Origin of the sequence: Chryseobacterium oleae, from assembly GCF_900115055.1 — a bacterium.
Classification (GTDB): domain Bacteria; phylum Bacteroidota; class Bacteroidia; order Flavobacteriales; family Weeksellaceae; genus Chryseobacterium; species Chryseobacterium oleae.
This window is the reverse complement of the sequence record NZ_FOVD01000008.1, coordinates 56294-74112: the sequence shown is the minus strand read 5'-3', so window position 1 is coordinate 74112 and position 17819 is coordinate 56294. Positions and strand designations below refer to the sequence as shown.

Below are 17819 nucleotides of genomic sequence, written 5' to 3'. Positions count from 1 at the left end.
ACGGACAAGTATTTTTTATGTCTCTATGAAAAAACCCGTAATAAAACTCACGGGGTTTGAAAATTATATTCTTTTTTCCTTTTCAGAAAATCGGATGGTTTCATTGGTTATCGGATGTTTTACCTGAAATCCTCGTCATTTCCCTAATTTTTTTATAATTGATTTTGCCCAGGTGCTATACATTGGGTTTCTCATATCATCTTTCCAGTTAGAGCCATTGCAAAGAATAACCAGACCGCTTTTAGTAGGCATATGTAAAAACAGAGAAGCGCACCAGCCGTCGTTTTCACCTGTATGTCCCACAGTTTGAAGATTCTCAAAATTAAAGAATCTGTATCCAAGACCGCTTTCTCCTTCACTGGAACCAGGCTGGACAGGTTGCTCCATCAGCCGTATCGTTTCCGGTTTTAAAACGTTATTCAATTCTTTTGGATCTGCAGTGATGGATAATTCTGCGAAATGAGCTAAGTCCAAAATGGTCGTTTGTAATCCTGCAGCAGCCTGTTCTGTAAATATTCTGTTTTTTATAGGTTTTCCCAAAGTATCATAAGCAGTGGCAGAATTGGCTTTCATTTCTTCTGTCCAGTCATAATTACTGTGATGTAATCCCAGAGGTTTAAAAACATGTTGTCTCATGTATTCAGCAAAGTTTTCTTTGGTTCTTTCTTCAAGTAAGAGCTGTGCAAGGGTGTACCCACCCCCTGAATATTTCCATTTTGTTCCAGGTTCCATGATAATGCTTACACTTTCCCGGTTTCGTTTTGTTTTTCCTGATAAAGACTCTTCCAGTGACAGCAGTTTAGCTCCTTGTTCAGAGCCTCCATATCCATGTACAGAAAGTCCGGCGGTATGGCTTAAGATTCGTCTAAGCGTAACTTTTGATACATCAAATGAAGACTGTGGTAATTTCCAGCGGCTTAGATACTGATTAACCGGATCATCCAATTGAATCAATCTTTTTTCTGTCAGTTGCATAAAGCCCCATGCAGCGACTAATTTTGAAACAGAGCCTACATTAAAAATGGTCTGAGTGGTCACGGGCTTTTTGCTAGCTACATCAGCATACCCGATACATTGCGTCCATGCAATTTTCCCGTCTTTAATAACGGCAACAGCCACGCCAGGTACATTACTTTTCTGCGTATATTCCAAGCCAAGCTTTTGAATTTCTGCATACAGCGAATCTGTTTTTTCAGAAACAACGACATTGGGCTCAGCAGTACTATGTTTTGAGGAAGCACAGGAAAAAAGAATTCCCATACATGCCATACTGTACAAGAAATTAGATTTGATATGTCTCATGAAGGCTTTATTTTATTAATCTTAAAACGATTTTCAATGTCGTTACAATTTTCGTTAGTATGATAAACTTATGCAATGTACAAATTTCCGTAATCGGCTGTTAATTAAAATTTTCATGAAACAAAAACCCCGCAAGAAAACTTGCGGGGTTTAAAAATATATTATCTGAATCCGAAATTACATCGTCTCCATTTTGAAACTCATGCTTTCAATTACTTTCAGGATGGCTTCTACTGTGTCCATGGAAGTTAAACAAGGAACGCCGTTTTCCACACTCATTCTTCTGATCTGGAATCCGTCTCTTTCTACCTGCTTTCCTTTGGTCATGGTATTGACTACATACTGTACTTTTCCTTTCTGAATCAGGTCGATAAGATTGACATCATCTTCCCCGATTTTGTATCCTATTTTACAAGGAATCCCTTTTTCTTCAAAGAATTTCGCGGTTCCTTCCGTTGCCCAGATTCTGAAACCAACTTCGTGGAATCTTGCAGCAAGGTCTGCCGCTTCCTGCTTGTGCTTATCTGCTACCGTGAACAAAATTGAACCATGCATCGGAACTTTTCTTCCTGCTGCGATTAATCCTTTGTAAAGAGCTTTTTCCAGGGTTGTATCTTTCCCCATTACTTCTCCTGTAGACTTCATTTCTGGTCCCAGGGAGATATCTACTTTCGTCAGTTTTGAGAAAGAGAATACCGGAACTTTTACAAAGACTCCTTCTTTATTCGGAACCAATCCGTTTTTGTATCCTAAATCTGTCAGTTTCTGGCCTAAAATCGCTTTTGTTGCTAAGTTCGCCATCGGAACTTCTGTGATTTTGGATAAGAACGGAACTGTTCTTGATGAACGTGGATTCACTTCAATCACGTATACATTTCCTTCGAAAAGAACGTACTGGATGTTCATTAAACCGATCACATTCAATCCTTTGGCCAGTCTCTGGGTATAATCTACCAAAGTATCGATTTCCTCCTGTGAAACATTCTGAGGTGGATACACTGCAATAGAGTCTCCGGAGTGAACTCCCGCTCTTTCGATGTGTTCCATGATTCCTGGAATAATAACCGTTTCACCATCGCAGATGGCATCTACTTCCACTTCTTTTCCGGTAATATAACGGTCTACCAAAACCGGATGCTCCGGGCTTGCATCTACCGCAAATTCCATGTAATGAGCCAATTCGCTTTCTGTATACACAATTTCCATTGCTCTTCCTCCTAAAACATAACTTGGACGAACCAAAACCGGATAACCGATCTCGTTAGCAATTTTTATCGCTTCTTCTTTTGAAGTTGAAGTTTTTCCTAAAGGCTGAGGAATTCCCATTTCCTGAAGAGCTTTTTCAAACTTATCTCTGTTTTCAGCTCTGTCTAGGTCTTCCAGGGAAGTTCCCAGAATTTTTACTCCGTAGCTAGCCAGTTTATCTGCTAAGTTAATCGCAGTCTGTCCTCCGAACTGAACTACCACTCCCATAGGTTTTTCAAGATCAATAATGCTCATTACATCTTCCTCCGTTAAAGGCTCGAAGTATAATTTATCTGAAATTGAGAAATCCGTAGAAACTGTTTCAGGGTTATTGTTGATGATAATCGCTTCGTAACCTAATTCTTTGATGGCCCAAACCGAGTGAACTGTTGCATAGTCAAACTCTACTCCCTGTCCGATTCTGATAGGTCCTGAACCCAGAACAATTACTTTTTCTTTATCGGTTACGACACTTTCATTTTCTTCTTCATAAGTTCCGTAGAAATAAGGAGTTTCACTTTCAAATTCCGCTGCACACGTGTCTACCATTTTGTAAACCGGTATCACTCCATTTTCTTTTCTGAAATTATAAACCTCTCTCTGGGAAGATCCCCATAAGTGAGCGATATTCTGATCTGAGAATCCTAATTTTTTAGCCTGAATTAAAGTCTCTTTATCGAATTTATTGGCTGCAATTTCTTTTTCAAAATCAACTAGTTTCTTTAATTTCCAGATGAAGAATTTATCAATTTTACTCCATTCTACAATTTGCTCCCAATCGTAACCTCTTCTTAAAGCATCACAAATAATGAACAGTCTTTCGTCATCACAAACTCTGATTCTTCTTTCGATATCTTCGTCCGTTAAAGCGGCAGCCTGTTTTGTTTTTAATCCCAAATGTCTTAAACCGGTTTCTAAAGAACGAACGGCTTTCTGTAAAGATTCCTCGAAGTTTCTTCCGATGGCCATTACTTCTCCGGTTGCTTTCATCTGTGTAGACAATCTTCTGTCTGCAGTTTCGAATTTATCGAACGGGAATCTTGGGAATTTCGTTACCACATAGTCAAGAGCAGGCTCGAAACATGCGTAAGTTTTTCCTGTTACCGGATTCATAATCTCGTCAAGCGTTAAACCTACCGCAATCTTCGCTGCAATTTTTGCGATCGGATATCCTGTCGCTTTACTTGCCAATGCTGATGAACGGGAAACTCTAGGGTTTACCTCGATGATATAGTAGTTGAATGAATGCGGGTCTAAAGCCAGCTGTACATTACATCCTCCTTCAATTCCCAGGGCTCTGATGATCTTTAGGGAAGCATTTCTCAATAACTGATACTCTCTGTCAGAAAGTGTCTGAGAAGGTGCCACTACGATAGAATCCCCTGTGTGAACTCCTACCGGGTCTATATTTTCCATGTTACAAACCACAATCGCATTGTCGTTCGCATCACGCATTACTTCGTATTCAATTTCTTTGAAACCTGCAATGGATCTCTCGATAAGACACTGCGTCACCGGACTGTATTTTAATCCTAATTCAGCGATCTCCTTCAATTCAGCTTCCGTAGAGGCGATACCTCCTCCTGTTCCTCCCATTGTAAAGGCAGGACGAACAATCACCGGATATCCGATTTCTTCAGCAAAACGGATTGCTCCTTCTACTGTAGTTACGATATCTGATTCAGGAACCGGTTCGTTAAGCTCTCTCATCAGTTCACGGAAAAGATCTCTGTCTTCAGCTCTGTTGATCGCAGAAAGTGTAGTTCCTAAAACCTCCACTTTGCATTCTTCAAGAATTCCTGATTTTTCCAGTTCTACCGCCATATTCAGACCTGTCTGACCTCCAAGCGTCGGTAGCAAAGCATCCGGACGTTCTTTTCTGATGATGTGGCTTACAAACTGAAGTGAAATCGGCTCGATATATACTTTATCTGCGATTTCTACATCCGTCATAATAGTCGCAGGGTTTGAGTTGATCAAAATCACCTTGTAGCCTTCTTCTCTCAAAGACAGACAAGCCTGCGTTCCTGCGTAATCAAATTCAGCTGCCTGCCCGATGATGATGGGCCCTGAACCGATTACTAAAATTGTTTTTATATCTGTACGTTTTGCCATTTTTCTTTTTATTGTAGAGTCAAGATTCTAGAGCCAAGAGCCAAGATTCCAGACTTTTATTTTAAATTATTTTTAAACGAATAAATCATTCTCTGAATTTCAGAAACTTCACTTAGTAAAACATTTATTTTTTCTTCCGGTAAGAGATTTAATTCCCTAACCAAGATCAGCTGTGTCTGCAGTTCAAAAGCTGAACCCAGAGCAACTGCCAGAAAATGATTAAACTCTTTACTTCCATTTCTACCAGAACCTTCCGCGATATTCGAAGGAATAGAAACTGCTGATCTTTTAATTTGAGAAATCAAACCATACTTTTCATCGTTACTGATCTCCTGACAGATAATGTAAACATTTTTTGCCAGTACTATAGATTTTTGCCAGAAAAGTAATTTCTCAAAATTGTGCATCTGTAGTCTATTAATCTTAATTCTTACGTCTTGGTTCTTGTGTCTTGATTCTTGGTTCTTATTTTTTAAATTCCTCCATCAAATCAATGAACTCATCAAACAAATAGTTCGCATCTTCAGGACCTGGGCTTGCTTCCGGGTGGTACTGAACGGAGAAGCATGGGTGGATCTTGTGTTTCAGACCTTCGTTGGTTCTGTCGTTTAGGGCGATGTGAGTTTCTACAAGGTCTGTGTTTTTAAGACTTTCCTGATCTACTGCATAACCGTGGTTTTGAGAAGTGATAGACACTTTGTTTTTCTCAAGATCCAGTACCGGGTGATTTCCTCCTCTGTGTCCGAACTTCAGTTTGAATGTTTTTGCGCCACAAGCCAGACCGATCAGCTGATGTCCCAGACAGATTCCGAAAATCGGAACTTTCCCTAGTAGTCCGCGGATCATTTCTAATGCCTTAGGGTTGTCTTCCGGGTCACCAGGACCGTTTGAAAGCATAATTCCATCCGGATCCATTAACAGAATTTCTTCTGCAGTGGTGTCGTGGGAAACTACAGTGATGTCGCAGTTTCTTTGAGACAGCTCTCTGATAATTCCTAATTTGGAACCAAAATCTACCAAAACGACTTTCAGTCCTCTTCCCGGATTGGCGTAAGCTGTTTTTGTAGAAACAGTTTCCACCTGATTGATTGGGAAGTTGGTTCCTTTTAATTCTGTAACCACTTCGTTTTCGTCAGCCTCAACGTTTACAATTTTCCCTTTCACAACTCCTGAATTACGTAGAATTCTTGTCAGTCTTCTGGTGTCGATTCCGGAAATTCCTGAAAGGTTTTTCTTTTTAAATAATTCTTCTAAAGTCATCTGAGTACGGAAATTGGAAGGAAGATCGCAAAGTTCTTTTACGATAAGTCCTTTAATAGCCGGCTCGATACTTTCATAATCATCACGGTTAATACCATAATTTCCGATAAGCGGATAGGTCATGCAAACAATCTGACCACAGTATGACGGATCGGAGATCAACTCCTGATACCCTGTCATTCCGGTATTGAAAACTACTTCTCCGGCAGTTTCCAATTCTGCTCCGAAACCTTCTCCATGAAACACTTCACCGGACTCCAGTATTAATTTTTTCTTCATTTTTAAAAATTAGATATTAGATTTAAGAAGTTAGAAGTTAGACTTCCTCGTTCTGTTTTATTTTTTTCTTTTTAACCAACCCCACCAAGTGGGAAATTTTTGTATGTCCAGGACCCGGAACCCGAATCTCAGAACCCATGACCTATTTAAAGGTATATCCTTCTTTTTCCAATGCTTCTTTCAGGATGGCCATTCTTGCGAAGACTCCGTTCTGCATCTGTTTGAAAACTCTTGAACGGTCGCATTCCACCAGGTCTGTATCTATTTCAACGCCTCTGTTGATGGGCGCGGGATGCATGATGATCGCTCCGTTTTTCATTACTTTTTCTCTTTCTTTCGTCAAACCGTATTTTCTGTGGTATTCAGAAGCGGTGTAACTCATTTTTGCATCGTGTCTTTCGTGCTGAATTCTCAACAGCATCAGAACATCTACTTCAGCGATCAGCTGATCAACCGGTAAATAGGTTCCGTTAATTAAAGCGCCTTCGTCAAACCAATGTTCAGGTCCTGAGAAATATACTTTAGCGCCTAATCTTCTCAATGCTTCAGCATTTGAATTCGCTACACGGCTGTGTTTTACATCTCCTACTATTCCTATCTTTAATCCTTCAAATTTTCCGAACTCCTGATAGATGGTCATCAGATCCAGCATACACTGGGAAGGATGGTTTCCTGTTCCGTCTCCTCCGTTGATCATCGGAATTTTGATATTGCTCAGTTCTTCAAAATATCTGTCCTTCTTATCTCTGATCACGACCAGATTCACACCCAGGCTTTCAATGGTTTTTACAGTATCATAAAGACTCTCCCCTTTGTTTACAGAACTGTGGGAAGCATCAAAAGGGACTACCTGCAGACCCAGTTTTCTTTCTGCGATGTCAAAACTTGTCTTTGTTCTTGTGCTGTCTTCAAAGAAAAGATTTGAGCAGAAAATTTCTCCTTCAATTTTTGCAGTTTTTCCGTTGGCAAAAGCCAGTGCTTCGGTCAGTATACTGTTGATTCTCTCGGTGCTTAGTTCTGTAATTGTAAACATAATTCTTATTTTTTGAGCATAAAAAAAGCGAAGACAGGATCTTCGCTTAATAACAATAAATATCGTAAAGGGCGCTTTCGCCCGGTAAATCTAATGATATAAATACTCTTTTATTCATTAGGTGCAAAGATATAATATTTTTACGAATCTACAAAACCAAATTTCTAAAAAAATTTAAACCTGTAATCTTTCCTTATTTTCATTTTTAATTGATATTTTTGTTAAAACTCAATTCTCCCTATGGATTTAAAAGACAAAATGATTCTCAGCATTATTCAGGAAGACTCTACGCTATCTGTAAAAGAAATTTCAGAAAGGATAGGTCTTACGTTTACTCCTACCTATGAAAGGATTAAGCAGCTGGAGAAACATGGCATCATTGAGAAATATGTGGGTCTTTTGAACCGTGAAAAACTGGGTCTGAATATCGTGGTCTACTGTAATGTCCGTCTTAAGGAGCAGTCTCAAAAGGTACTGGAAACCTTTGAGAAAAACATTATGAAACATGATGAAGTTCAGGAAATTATCAGCCTTTCCGGTGAGTATGACTATATGCTTAAGATCATTGCAAAGGATATTAATTCTTATAATGATTTCGCAGTGAATGTGATCTCAAACATTCCTAATATTGGCCAGTATCACAGTTCTATTGTGCTTCACGAGGTTAAAAAATCAACTAAGTTTAAAATTGATCTTGAATAATTTCATTTAAACTAATAGATGCTTCGACTTCGCTCAGCATGACATTTCTAATACTAAACGTCATTGTGTCGCGACATCATGCTGAGCATAAACTATCGGTTTACAAACGAAGTTTACGGAGCATCAAGATAGTACTAACCCAATAATTTATTCTTCAGCTTATTAAACTGATATTCTATCTTGTCCAGACATAGATTTCCTATGCTTCCCTGATGACTGTGGTCTAAGTTTCCAACTTCGAACTCAAATTCATTATTTTCAATCTCCTGCCCTACTTTTACATAAGCGTCACGGAATGAACTTCCTTTTTTCACTTCTTCATTGATTTTCTCTACACTGAAAAGATATTTATACTTCTCATCTTCCAGAATTCCATCTTTCACCTGAATATTCGGAAGGGTATAACTTAATATCTCCAGACATTCTTTTAACGAATCGATAGCCGGAAAAAGGATTTCCTTCGTTAGCTGAACGTCTCTGTGGTAACCAGACGGTAAATTATTGGTCAATAAGATAAGTTCATTTGGTAAAGACTGAATTCTGTTGCATCGTGCACGAACCAGCTCGAAAATATCCGGGTTCTTTTTATGAGGCATAATGCTGCTTCCTGTCGTGAATTCCTTCGGAAAGCTTATAAAATCGAAGTTCTGGCTTAAATACAGGCAGACGTCATAGGCAAATTTCCCAAGAGTTCCCGCCAAAGTAGCCATTGCCATAGACAGCATTTTCTCAGATTTACCACGGGTCATCTGCGCATACACCGAATTATAGTTCATCGACTGAAATCCTAGGTTGTAAGTCGTACTTTCTCGGTCAATAGGGAAAGAAGAACCATATCCTGCCGCTGAACCCAAAGGATTTTTATTGATGATATTCTTCACCGAAAACAACAGTTCAACATCATCTAACAATGCTTCCGCATAGGCTCCAAACCATAATCCAAACGATGATGGCATGGCAATCTGAAGATGGGTATAACCGGGAAGCAATTTATTCTTGTGCTGATCAGCCAGTTGGATTAAAATCTGGAAAAACTCATCCGTCAAAGCTGTAATCTCACGGATCTCGTCCAGCAAATAAAGTTTAATATCCAGTAAAACCTGATCATTACGGGATCTTGCGGTATGAATTTTCTTTCCGGTATCGCCTAATTTTTCAATCAGTATCGCTTCTATCTGAGAATGGATATCTTCTGCTTCTTTATCAATCTCAAAGTTTCCGTTCTCAATATCTTTTAAAATATCTGTCAAAACAGAAAGCATCTGTTCTGATTCTTCACCGGAGATAATTCCGGTTTCTGCCAACATCTGACAGTGTGCCATGGAACCTTTAACATCATATTTTGCTAAACGTTCGTCAAAGTCAAGATCTTTCCCGACTGTAAATGTGTTGACTAATATATTGGTGGCCAGGTTATCCTTTTGCCATATTTTTTTCATAATAATATTCTTTACAATATTTAATTCGTTTCAACCTGCTCAGCAAAGCCTCTTTAACTATAAAAAAACATCTCCGCATTGAAAAGTCTTCGTTTTTAATTGTCTTTTTGCATAAATCCTTATTAAAAACTGAACTTTGATTGACCTGCTGAGCGTGGTTAAAACATTTATTCTTTTAGATATTAGATGTTAGAAATTAGATGTTAGTATTACGGTGTATGTATCAATTTCCGGTGTCTAACTTCTGATTTCTAGCCTCTAACTTCTCTCTATAAAACTTTTTCCAAGATCCTGATATAGATCTCAATTCCTTCCTCAATCTCTTTGATATAGATGTATTCATCTGCCGTATGGGAGCGCCTACTATCGCCGGGACCTATCTTAACGGATGTACATGGAATAATGGCCTGGTCGGATGATGTTGGTGAACCGTAAGTGGTCCTTCCTATTTCCAGACCTGCCTGTACAAAAGGATGATCCATTTCTATTTTTGAGGAATTTAACCTGAAAGACCTGGCCGTTAATGAAGATTTCATCTGCGACTGAATGATTTCAAAAGCTTCCTGATTGGAATATTCATCGGTAACCCTTACATCCAGAGTGAACGTACAGGCTTCCGGGACTACATTGTGCTGAACACCTGCATGAATTCCTGACAGCGTCACTTTAACTTCCCCTAAATAATCTGAAACCTTCGGAAATCTGAAATTCAGAATATGCTGAAGGTCTTCCATACATTTTACAATAGAATTATCGTCGTTCGGATGAGCAGCGTGAGAAGGAGTTCCTTTCATTTCCCCGTCTATTACCAACAGTCCTTTTTCCGCGATCGCCAGATTCATCTGCGTGGGTTCTCCTACAATGGCAAGTCCGATGTCCGGAAGCTGTGGAAATAAGGCCTCAATTCCATCAAATCCTGAAATCTCCTCCTCTGCCGTCAACGCTATCACTAAATTATATTTTAAATCTTCTTTCTCATAAAAATGTAAAAAAACCTGGGCCATAGACACCAGAGAAGCTCCGGCATCATTACTTCCCAATCCGTACAGTTTTCCGTTCTGCTCAACCGGAAGAAAAGGATCCAGTGTGTAGGCTTTATTCGGTCTTACCGTATCATGATGGGTATTCAGTAAAATGGACGGCTTCAATACGTCAAAGTTTTTATTGACCGCCCAGATGTTGTTTTTAAAACGTTTCGCAGGAATATGATGCTTCTTGAAAAAGTTCTCAATTTCTACAGACGTATTGTATTCATCTTTACTGAATGAAGGAATTGCAATCAGTTTCTTAAGCAATTCAACTGCATGAGCCACTAGCTCTTCCTTACTATAAACAGATTTCAGTTCCTCCATGATGGCTTTCTATATGATTTTTTAATTGGGTTTCTTTAATTAAGAATACCTTGTTTACATTATTTTTTACAGCTCCAAGAGCATTTTCAAGTTTGGGCAAAATTCCCTTGTGAAGTTTTCCGGCTTCTTTTAAAACAGAAAACTCTTCTTCTGACACCTTTTTTATAACTGATCCGGGATCTTCAACATTTTCCAAAACCCCCTCTTTATCAAAACAATACAATAATTCCACATCATATTTTGAAGATAAAGCCTGAGCCATGACCGAAGCAATCGTGTCTGCGTTGGTATTAAAAAGGTTTCCTTTTTTGTCATGGGTAATCGCTGAGAAAACAGGAACAAGTTTAAGTTTAATCAACTTTGAGATCAATTTTCTGTTCACGCTTTCTTTCTCAATATCTCCTACAAACCCGAAATCTATTTCGGGATGTTCTCTTTTTTTGGCTTTAATCAAATTCGCATCAGCTCCGGAAAAACCTATTGCTTTGCATTTTTTCTGCTGAAGTTTTGCGACAATATTTTTATTGATTCCTCCCGCATACACCATCGCTACAATATCCAGCGTCTCTTTATCCGTGATTCTTCGTCCGTTGATCATTTTTTGTTCAACGCCTAATTTATCAGCCAGCGTAGTTGCTAATTTTCCACCACCATGAACCAAAATTTTCTTTTCCTTTATTTCAGAAAACTGCTCTAAAAATTGGTCAAGCAGCTCCGGATCGTCGATCAGGGCTCCTCCTATTTTTATGATGTATAATTTTTCTTTCATTTTGGTTTGATTAACTGATAGGACTGCGTCCTATCTTGGGTTAAATCGTTCCGTTGGAACTCTTTATGAATTTATTTCATCTAGAATTTCGCTGAAGACGGCTTGTGCAGAGAAAATTCTGTTTTTGGCCTGCTGATAGATGATGGAGTTTTTTCCATCCATTACCTCATCGCTCAATTCTACATTACGACGGACTGGAAGACAATGCATTACTTTCGCATCGTTGGTGTTCTCTAGCTTTTCTCCGGTCAGCATCCAGCTTTCTTTTACTTCCGGCATGGCTGCATAGTCATCGAAAGAGGACCAGTTTTTTACATAGATAAAATCTGCATCCTGTAAAGCTTCCTCCTGATTGTGGATTACTTTGATGTCTTTTGTAAATTTTTTATCCAGATCATAGCCTTCAGGATTGGCGATGACAAAATCTACATCCATCTCCTGCATCCATTCTGCAAAGGAATTTCCTACGGCCTGAGCAATCGGTTTAATGTGTGGCGCCCAGGTCAGCACTACTTTCGGCTTACGTTCTTCTTTCCAGTTTTCTGTAATGGTAATGCAGTCTGCCAGACTTTGAAGCGGGTGTCGCGTTGCGGATTCCAGAGAAATCACAGGTACTTTGGCGTGCTGCTCAAACTGACTCAGGATACTTTCGTTAACATCGTCTTCCTTAGATTTCATGCCCGCGAAACAACGTACTGCAATGATGTCACAATATTGATTTAATACCTCTATGGCATCTTTGATATGTTCAACGGTATCGCCATTCATTACGGCTCCGTCTGCAAATTCCAGATTCCAGGCTTCCTGTGCTGCATTTAAAGTCAAGACATTCAATCCTAAGTTCTGAGCAGCAATCTGGCTGCTTAAACGGGTTCTCAAACTTGAATTTAAAAACACAAGACCTATTGTTTTCCCCTTTCCTTTTTCCGGTTCGGAATTGGGGTTTTCTTTAATTTGTAAAGCTTTCTTTATGATTTCCTGTAAGTTTTTTACGTCGCTTACAGAGGTAAATTTTTTCATTTGATGAATTTTTTAATTAATTGTGATAATCTTAACCACAAGAGTTTTTTTGTTTAAACACTTTAGAACACATAAGTAAGCTTAAAATGATTATGTATATTTAAGTTCACATAAGATGAAAATCAAAGACTTTCAGAAAACTCAAGTGTTCTTCTTAAGCGATTAGTAGTTTCTTTACCATTACTAAAGTGCTTATATCTTTTGTAACTTTTGTGGTTTAAATCTTATCTAAAACTACTTTTAAAGCACCGACAAAAAGATCTGTTTCTTCTTTGCCGATATTAAGAGCCGGAAGGATCCTTAATACACTTTTATCATTGGAATTTCCTGTAAAAATGTGATGATCGTACAACAGACTTTTCCTCACTTCTGAGCAGTCCTGATCCAACTCTACTCCAATCATTAACCCTTTCCTTCGAATGGATTTAATATGGGGAAAGTCTTTAATTTCGTTTTCAATATAATCACCCATTTGCTGAGCATTGGCCGTAAGATTTTCCTCCTTCATCACATCCAGAACAGCGATGGCTGCTGCACAGGCCAAGTGATTTCCTCCGAAAGTCGTTCCCAATAAACCATTACTTGCCTCAAACTTTGGATGAATCAAAACACCTCCGATCGGGAAACCATTTCCCATTCCTTTCGCTGTCGTGATCATATCCGGTTCGATTCCAAATTCCTGATGGGCAAAGAAATATCCGCTTCTTCCGTATCCTGACTGAACTTCGTCAAGAATCAATGTTGCATCATATTTTTCACACAGTTCTTTAATTTTGGATAAAAACTCTAGGGTCGGGATCATAATTCCGCCTACCCCTTGAATTCCTTCAATGATAACAGATGAAATTTCACTTCCCTCAGTTTCAAAGATCTCTTCAAGCTGTTGGATATCATTCCATTCAGACTTAATAAATCTTTCAGAAAAATTAACGGGAGCAACAATTTTTGGATTATCTGTCACAGAAACCGCCGCAGAAGTTCTTCCGTGAAATGATCCTGAGAAATAGAGCACTTTACTTTTTCCGTTATGGAAAGACGCAAGCTTCAATGCATTTTCATTCGCTTCAGCTCCTGAATTGCACAGAAAAAGGTTGTAGTCTTCATAGCCTGAAAGTTTTCCTAATTTATCTGCCAGCTCAGTCTGCAATTCATTCTGAACCGAGTTTGAGTAGAAAGATATTTTCTCCAGCTGCTCTTTCAATTGAGTCTGATAATGCGGATGATTGTGTCCGATGGAAATCACTGCGTGACCGCCATAGAAATCAAGATATTTTTCTCCTTTGTCGTCCCAAAGGAAAGAACCTTGGGCTTTTACCGGATTTATGTTGAATAATGGATATACGTTGAATAAATTCATTTTTTTTGTTTTAATTAATTTCTTTTGTCTTGAAATCGAAGATTCGACGTAGTCAAACAAAAGAAACAAAAGTTCAAGACCTGGAAACTTTCGCTAAAAATTATTTCTATTCTCTAAAAATTCTAAAACTTGCGCGAATTCGGCATTTGTTTTTCGGTTCAACATTTTTGTCGCGCTTCAAACAGTAGAATTTTCTTAACGTTCATAGAATTAATTTTCTTAACGCTCCATTTTCCTAAGTCGAATATTTCAGTTTTTCAATTCACAATTGACCATTCGCTTTTTTAAAATGCCATAGGTTTTAAGTTCAGTCCCAGGTTTTCTTCCCAGCCCATCGCTATATTCATGTTTTGCACCGCCTGTCCGGAAGCCCCCTTTAACAAATTGTCAATCGCTGAGTGAATGACCGCTACATTTCCACTCTTTTCTATATGAATCACACAGCGATTGGTATTGACAACCTGCTTTAAATCAATTGCATTTTCGCTTACCTTGACAAAAGGCTCCCCTTCATAAAAATCCTGATACAACTGAACGATATCTGAAAGTACTAAATCTGTTTTCACTGTAGAACTTGTAAAAATTCCTCTTGCAAAATCGCCTCTCCATGGAACAAAATTCAGACTGATATCTTTATGATTAAACGAAACTAACTGTTGTAAAATCTCCTCCACATGCTGATGCGTCAGCGTTTTGTATGCCGAAATATTATCATTCCTCCAGGTGAAATGCGTCGTTGCCTGTAAAGATTGGCCTGCACCCGTAGAACCTGTAATCCCCGTCGTGTACACTTCATTCAACAAACCTTTTTCCGCTAATGGAAGAAGCGCCAGCTGAATCGCCGTTGCAAAACATCCCGGGTTAGCAATACTTCTTGAACCTTTCAGATTTTTTTTATTGATTTCAGGTAGTCCGTAGATAAAATTTCTGTTTCCCAAACTTCCATCCAAACGGAAATCATTTCCAAGATCAATGACTAAAGTCTCATCTTTTACAGGGTTTTTAGTAAGCCAGTTCTGACTTTCCTTATGAGGGAGACACAGAAATAAAATATCCACGTCTTCCGGTTGATCCGTTAAAACCTGCTCACAAACTGCCGTTAAATCCGGGTACAAATCTGAAATCTTTGTCCCCGAATTGGAACGGCTATATAAAAAACTCAATGACACATTGGGATGAAAAGCCAGCACACGGACCAATTCGCTTCCTGTGTAGCCGTTGGCGCCTACAATTCCTGCTTTTTTCATATTTTTAATGATATGATGATGATAATTGATAGGACTGCATCCTACCTTTGGGTAAATCGTTTTTATTGATAGATAGGACTGCGTCCTATCCTGGGGTAAATCGTTCCGTTGGAACTCTTTAATTATAAATCTTATTTAAAGTTCTTTATTTAGGGCTTCTTAACAGAAGCTTTTATTTTGAATTGATCTGGTGGTAGATGTTTAAGGAATTGCTTACAATTTTTGTATATCCTTTTACATCTTCTCCTGTCCAGGCTCTGTTGGCTTCACCGTAACTTCCGAATTTATCTGACATCAGATCGTGCTTGGATTCAATTCCGTTTAACACAAACCTGTATGGATGAAGGGTTACAAATACTTTTCCACTGACTGTTTCCTGAGAATCAGTTAAGAAGGATTCAATATTTCTCATCACAGGATCCAGGAATAATGCTTCATGAAGCCAGTTTCCATACCAGTCGGAAAGCTGGGACTTCATCATATGCTGATATTTTGAAAGCGTATGTTTTTCCAATAAATGGTGCGCTTTAATGATCACTGATGCCGCCGCTGCCTCAAATCCTACTCTTCCTTTAATTCCAACGATGGTATCTCCAACGTGAATATCACGACCGATTCCGTAAGCAGAAGCCAGTTCTTCAATTTTTTGAATCGCCTTTACGGAATGTTCAAAATTTTCTCCGTTTACCGCTACAACCTCACCGTTTTTAAATTCAATTTCCAATTCTGAAGGCTGGGTTTCTTTAATTTGTGATGGAAAAGCTTCTTCCGGAAGAGAATTTCTCGATGTTAACGTTTCTTTTCCTCCCACAGATGTTCCCCACAGTCCTTTATTTACAGAATACTGTGCTTTATGGAACTCCATTTCATACCCATGGCTTTTCAGGAATTCAATTTCTTCCTCACGGGACAGGCTCATATCACGGATTGGCGTAATGATCTCCACTTCCGGACACATCACCTGGAAAATCAAATCGAAACGAACCTGATCATTTCCAGCTCCCGTACTTCCGTGAGCAATAGCATCTGCACCGGTTTCAATGGCATATTTTGCAATTTCCTGCGCCTGAACCGTACGCTCAGCGCTTACAGACAAGGGGTAGGTATTGTTTTTCAGCACATTTCCGAAGATCAGATACTTTACACAAGAATTGTAATAATCTTCCTGAGCATCAACGCACCTGTACTCTTTCACCCCCAGATTGAAGGCTTTTTTCTCCAGTTCTTTTTCTTCTTCTTTAGAAAAACCTCCGGTATTTACAGTCACTGCATACACTTCATATCCCAGTGTTTCACTAAGATATTTAGCACAGTAAGAGGTATCCAAACCTCCGCTAAACGCTAAGACGACTTTCTTTTTCTCCATTGTAATCATCAATTTCGGACTGCTGAATTTCAGTCCCATTTACATTATTATTATTTTCAGGAACGAAAAGCATCGCTGTACACAGACAGTTTTTACGTTCCTTTTTCATTAAAATTTCATAGTTCACACAGTTCTTACAACCGCTCCAAAATTCCTCATCCTGAGTCAGTTCAGAATAGATCACCGGCTTATAGCCCAGATCACTGTTAATTTTCATAACGGCAAGTCCTGTGGTCAATCCAAATACTTTCGCATTGGGATATTTTTCTCTAGATAACTGGAAAACTTTATTCTTAATCAAAGTGGCCACTCCTCTGTTCCTGTAATTCGGAGATACAATCAGTCCCGAATTGGCTACAAACTGACCGTGCGACCACGTCTCAATGTAACAGAATCCTACCCATTCGCCATTTTCAGTGGCAACCACAGCGTTACCTTCTGAAATCTTTTTCGTTAAGTATTCGATGGAACGTTTTGCGATCCCCGTTCCTCTGCGCTGTGCTGAATCATACATTTCCTGCTGTATTTCACTCACATACATGAGATGTTCGCATGAGGAAATTTCTATTTCCATTTATTTATCTGATTTTTTTGGCAAATTTAAAGCATAATAACTTTAAAAACCAAATTAAAAAGATATTTTTTTTGATTTAAAGAAATAAACAGGTAATTTTATCTTTACAATAAAATGTAACTTTGCTAAATTATTATATATTTGCTAAAAACATATAGCTATGGAAAATAAGTGCCCAAAATGTAATGGCAGCACCATTGTAAAAAGCGGGATTATTAAAGAAAAACAGCGTTTTCTCTGTAAAGACTGCAACTATTATTTTACCGTCAAAAAAATAGGGAAACAGATCGACGACTATTACGTAACCAAGGCGCTGCAGCTCTATCTTGAAGGCTTAAGCTTTAGAGAAATAGAGCGTATTATTGGGGTTTCTCACGTCACGATCAGTTCATGGATCAAGAAATACAACATCACAAGACCACCCCATTCAGAATTCCATCCGGTTTATAAAATTCTAAAACAGAATGAATTAATTGAATACATTGCCCAGGAAGACAACATCAAAAACTCAGGTCTTATCATTACTCAGTTTGCGGATAAGTATATGCTGATTAAGTGGGAGAGATTTAAGAAGTAGAGAAGATTCAAGAGCCAGGAATTAAGATACAAGACATCAGATTTCAGATTTCAGACATAGGAATGGTGGCTTCGAGGACTCAGCCACCAGACACCACGTCGTTAGCCAAGATTCAATCCACAATAACCTTCAGACCCATTCACTCTTCAACACTCAGACTCTCCAACTCAAAACCCGAAATT

General features: G+C 38.7%; 15 protein-coding genes. 2 read left to right on the top strand and 13 right to left on the bottom strand.

Annotated elements, in window-relative coordinates; translation table 11 throughout:
* Positions 1-135 precede the first annotated feature (135 nt).
* The 5 genes from BM143_RS20190 to BM143_RS20170 all read right to left on the bottom strand — a co-directional run bounded on the left by BM143_RS20190 (position 136) and on the right by BM143_RS20170 (position 7234).
* On the bottom strand, positions 136-1302 hold the full coding sequence (locus BM143_RS20190) for a serine hydrolase domain-containing protein (protein WP_090026784.1): 1167 nt from the start codon (positions 1300-1302) through the stop codon (positions 136-138).
* A 177-nt stretch (positions 1303-1479) separates the two neighbouring features.
* Complete coding sequence (gene carB, locus BM143_RS20185) at positions 1480-4662, bottom strand: carbamoyl-phosphate synthase large subunit (RefSeq protein ID WP_072923060.1); 3183 nt, start codon at positions 4660-4662, stop codon at positions 1480-1482.
* Between the two features lie 56 nt (positions 4663-4718).
* Positions 4719-5069 (bottom strand): four helix bundle protein, encoded by a 351-nt coding sequence (locus BM143_RS20180; RefSeq protein WP_090026782.1) that lies wholly within the window; start codon positions 5067-5069, stop codon positions 4719-4721.
* A gap of 58 nt (positions 5070-5127) precedes the next feature.
* Entirely contained in the window at positions 5128-6201 is a 1074-nt protein-coding gene (locus tag BM143_RS20175) for a carbamoyl phosphate synthase small subunit (RefSeq protein ID WP_090026780.1), read from the bottom strand.
* A gap of 142 nt (positions 6202-6343) precedes the next feature.
* Positions 6344-7234 carry an aspartate carbamoyltransferase catalytic subunit gene (locus BM143_RS20170; RefSeq protein WP_090026779.1) on the bottom strand — a complete coding sequence of 297 codons (891 nt, stop codon included), beginning with the start codon at positions 7232-7234 and terminating at the stop codon, positions 6344-6346.
* A 240-nt stretch (positions 7235-7474) separates the two neighbouring features.
* On the opposite strand from BM143_RS20170, the gene BM143_RS20165 reads away from it, so the two are divergent.
* Positions 7475-7936 carry an Lrp/AsnC family transcriptional regulator gene (locus tag BM143_RS20165; protein WP_034731090.1) on the top strand — a complete coding sequence of 154 codons (462 nt, stop codon included), beginning with the start codon at positions 7475-7477 and terminating at the stop codon, positions 7934-7936.
* Positions 7937-8070: 134 nt separating this feature from the next.
* On the opposite strand, the gene argH is transcribed toward BM143_RS20165, so the two are convergent.
* The 8 genes from argH to BM143_RS20125 all read right to left on the bottom strand — a co-directional run bounded on the left by argH (position 8071) and on the right by BM143_RS20125 (position 17060).
* Complete coding sequence (argH, locus tag BM143_RS20160; protein WP_090026777.1) at positions 8071-9375, bottom strand: argininosuccinate lyase; 1305 nt, start codon at positions 9373-9375, stop codon at positions 8071-8073.
* A 269-nt stretch (positions 9376-9644) separates the two neighbouring features.
* Positions 9645-10727: a M20 family metallo-hydrolase gene (locus BM143_RS20155; protein ID WP_090026775.1), complete on the bottom strand. Its 1083-nt coding sequence runs from the start codon at positions 10725-10727 to the stop codon at positions 9645-9647.
* Positions 10702-11496 carry an acetylglutamate kinase gene (argB, locus tag BM143_RS20150; protein ID WP_090026772.1) on the bottom strand — a complete coding sequence of 265 codons (795 nt, stop codon included), beginning with the start codon at positions 11494-11496 and terminating at the stop codon, positions 10702-10704. The genes BM143_RS20155 and argB overlap by 26 nt, the downstream gene beginning before the upstream one ends.
* Before the next feature lie 63 nt (positions 11497-11559).
* Positions 11560-12516, bottom strand: coding sequence for a Rossmann-fold NAD(P)-binding domain-containing protein (locus BM143_RS20145; RefSeq protein ID WP_090026770.1), 957 nt, complete (start codon positions 12514-12516; stop codon positions 11560-11562).
* 217 nt (positions 12517-12733) lie between these two features.
* Positions 12734-13873 carry an aspartate aminotransferase family protein gene (locus BM143_RS20140; RefSeq protein WP_090026991.1) on the bottom strand — a complete coding sequence of 380 codons (1140 nt, stop codon included), beginning with the start codon at positions 13871-13873 and terminating at the stop codon, positions 12734-12736.
* Between the two features lie 284 nt (positions 13874-14157).
* Entirely contained in the window at positions 14158-15120 is a 963-nt protein-coding gene (gene argC, locus BM143_RS20135) for an N-acetyl-gamma-glutamyl-phosphate reductase (protein ID WP_090026768.1), read from the bottom strand.
* 172 nt (positions 15121-15292) lie between these two features.
* Positions 15293-16486 (bottom strand): argininosuccinate synthase, encoded by a 1194-nt coding sequence (gene argG / locus BM143_RS20130; RefSeq protein ID WP_090026990.1) that lies wholly within the window; start codon positions 16484-16486, stop codon positions 15293-15295.
* Entirely contained in the window at positions 16455-17060 is a 606-nt protein-coding gene (locus tag BM143_RS20125; RefSeq protein WP_090026766.1) for a GNAT family N-acetyltransferase, read from the bottom strand. Before BM143_RS20125 ends, argG begins: the two co-directional genes overlap by 32 nt.
* 160 nt (positions 17061-17220) lie before the next feature.
* Here BM143_RS20125 and BM143_RS20120 point away from each other — a divergent pair, with 160 nt between their 5' ends.
* Positions 17221-17637 carry an IS1/IS1595 family N-terminal zinc-binding domain-containing protein gene (locus BM143_RS20120; protein WP_090026764.1) on the top strand — a complete coding sequence of 139 codons (417 nt, stop codon included), beginning with the start codon at positions 17221-17223 and terminating at the stop codon, positions 17635-17637.
* The last annotated feature ends 182 nt before the right edge of the window (positions 17638-17819 follow it).

Excerpts from the sequence above, each read along its gene's own strand:
- argG (WP_090026990.1), bottom strand. The coding sequence starts at position 16,486 with ATGGAGAAAAAGAAAGTCGTCTTAGCGTTTAGCGGAGGTTTGGATACC.
- argB (WP_090026772.1), bottom strand. The coding sequence starts at position 11,496 with ATGAAAGAAAAATTATACATCATAAAAATAGGAGGAGCCCTGATCGAC.
- carB (WP_072923060.1), bottom strand. The coding sequence starts at position 4,662 with ATGGCAAAACGTACAGATATAAAAACAATTTTAGTAATCGGTTCAGGG.
- BM143_RS20145 (WP_090026770.1), bottom strand. The coding sequence starts at position 12,516 with ATGAAAAAATTTACCTCTGTAAGCGACGTAAAAAACTTACAGGAAATC.
- argH (WP_090026777.1), bottom strand. The coding sequence starts at position 9,375 with ATGAAAAAAATATGGCAAAAGGATAACCTGGCCACCAATATATTAGTC.
- BM143_RS20165 (WP_034731090.1), top strand. The coding sequence starts at position 7,475 with ATGGATTTAAAAGACAAAATGATTCTCAGCATTATTCAGGAAGACTCT.
- BM143_RS20180 (WP_090026782.1), bottom strand. The coding sequence starts at position 5,069 with ATGCACAATTTTGAGAAATTACTTTTCTGGCAAAAATCTATAGTACTG.
- BM143_RS20190 (WP_090026784.1), bottom strand. The coding sequence starts at position 1,302 with ATGAGACATATCAAATCTAATTTCTTGTACAGTATGGCATGTATGGGA.
- BM143_RS20175 (WP_090026780.1), bottom strand. The coding sequence starts at position 6,201 with ATGAAGAAAAAATTAATACTGGAGTCCGGTGAAGTGTTTCATGGAGAA.
- argC (WP_090026768.1), bottom strand. The coding sequence starts at position 15,120 with ATGAAAAAAGCAGGAATTGTAGGCGCCAACGGCTACACAGGAAGCGAA.
- BM143_RS20140 (WP_090026991.1), bottom strand. The coding sequence starts at position 13,873 with ATGAATTTATTCAACGTATATCCATTATTCAACATAAATCCGGTAAAA.
- BM143_RS20170 (WP_090026779.1), bottom strand. The coding sequence starts at position 7,234 with ATGTTTACAATTACAGAACTAAGCACCGAGAGAATCAACAGTATACTG.
- BM143_RS20120 (WP_090026764.1), top strand. The coding sequence starts at position 17,221 with ATGGAAAATAAGTGCCCAAAATGTAATGGCAGCACCATTGTAAAAAGC.
- BM143_RS20125 (WP_090026766.1), bottom strand. The coding sequence starts at position 17,060 with ATGGAAATAGAAATTTCCTCATGCGAACATCTCATGTATGTGAGTGAA.
- BM143_RS20155 (WP_090026775.1), bottom strand. The coding sequence starts at position 10,727 with ATGGAGGAACTGAAATCTGTTTATAGTAAGGAAGAGCTAGTGGCTCAT.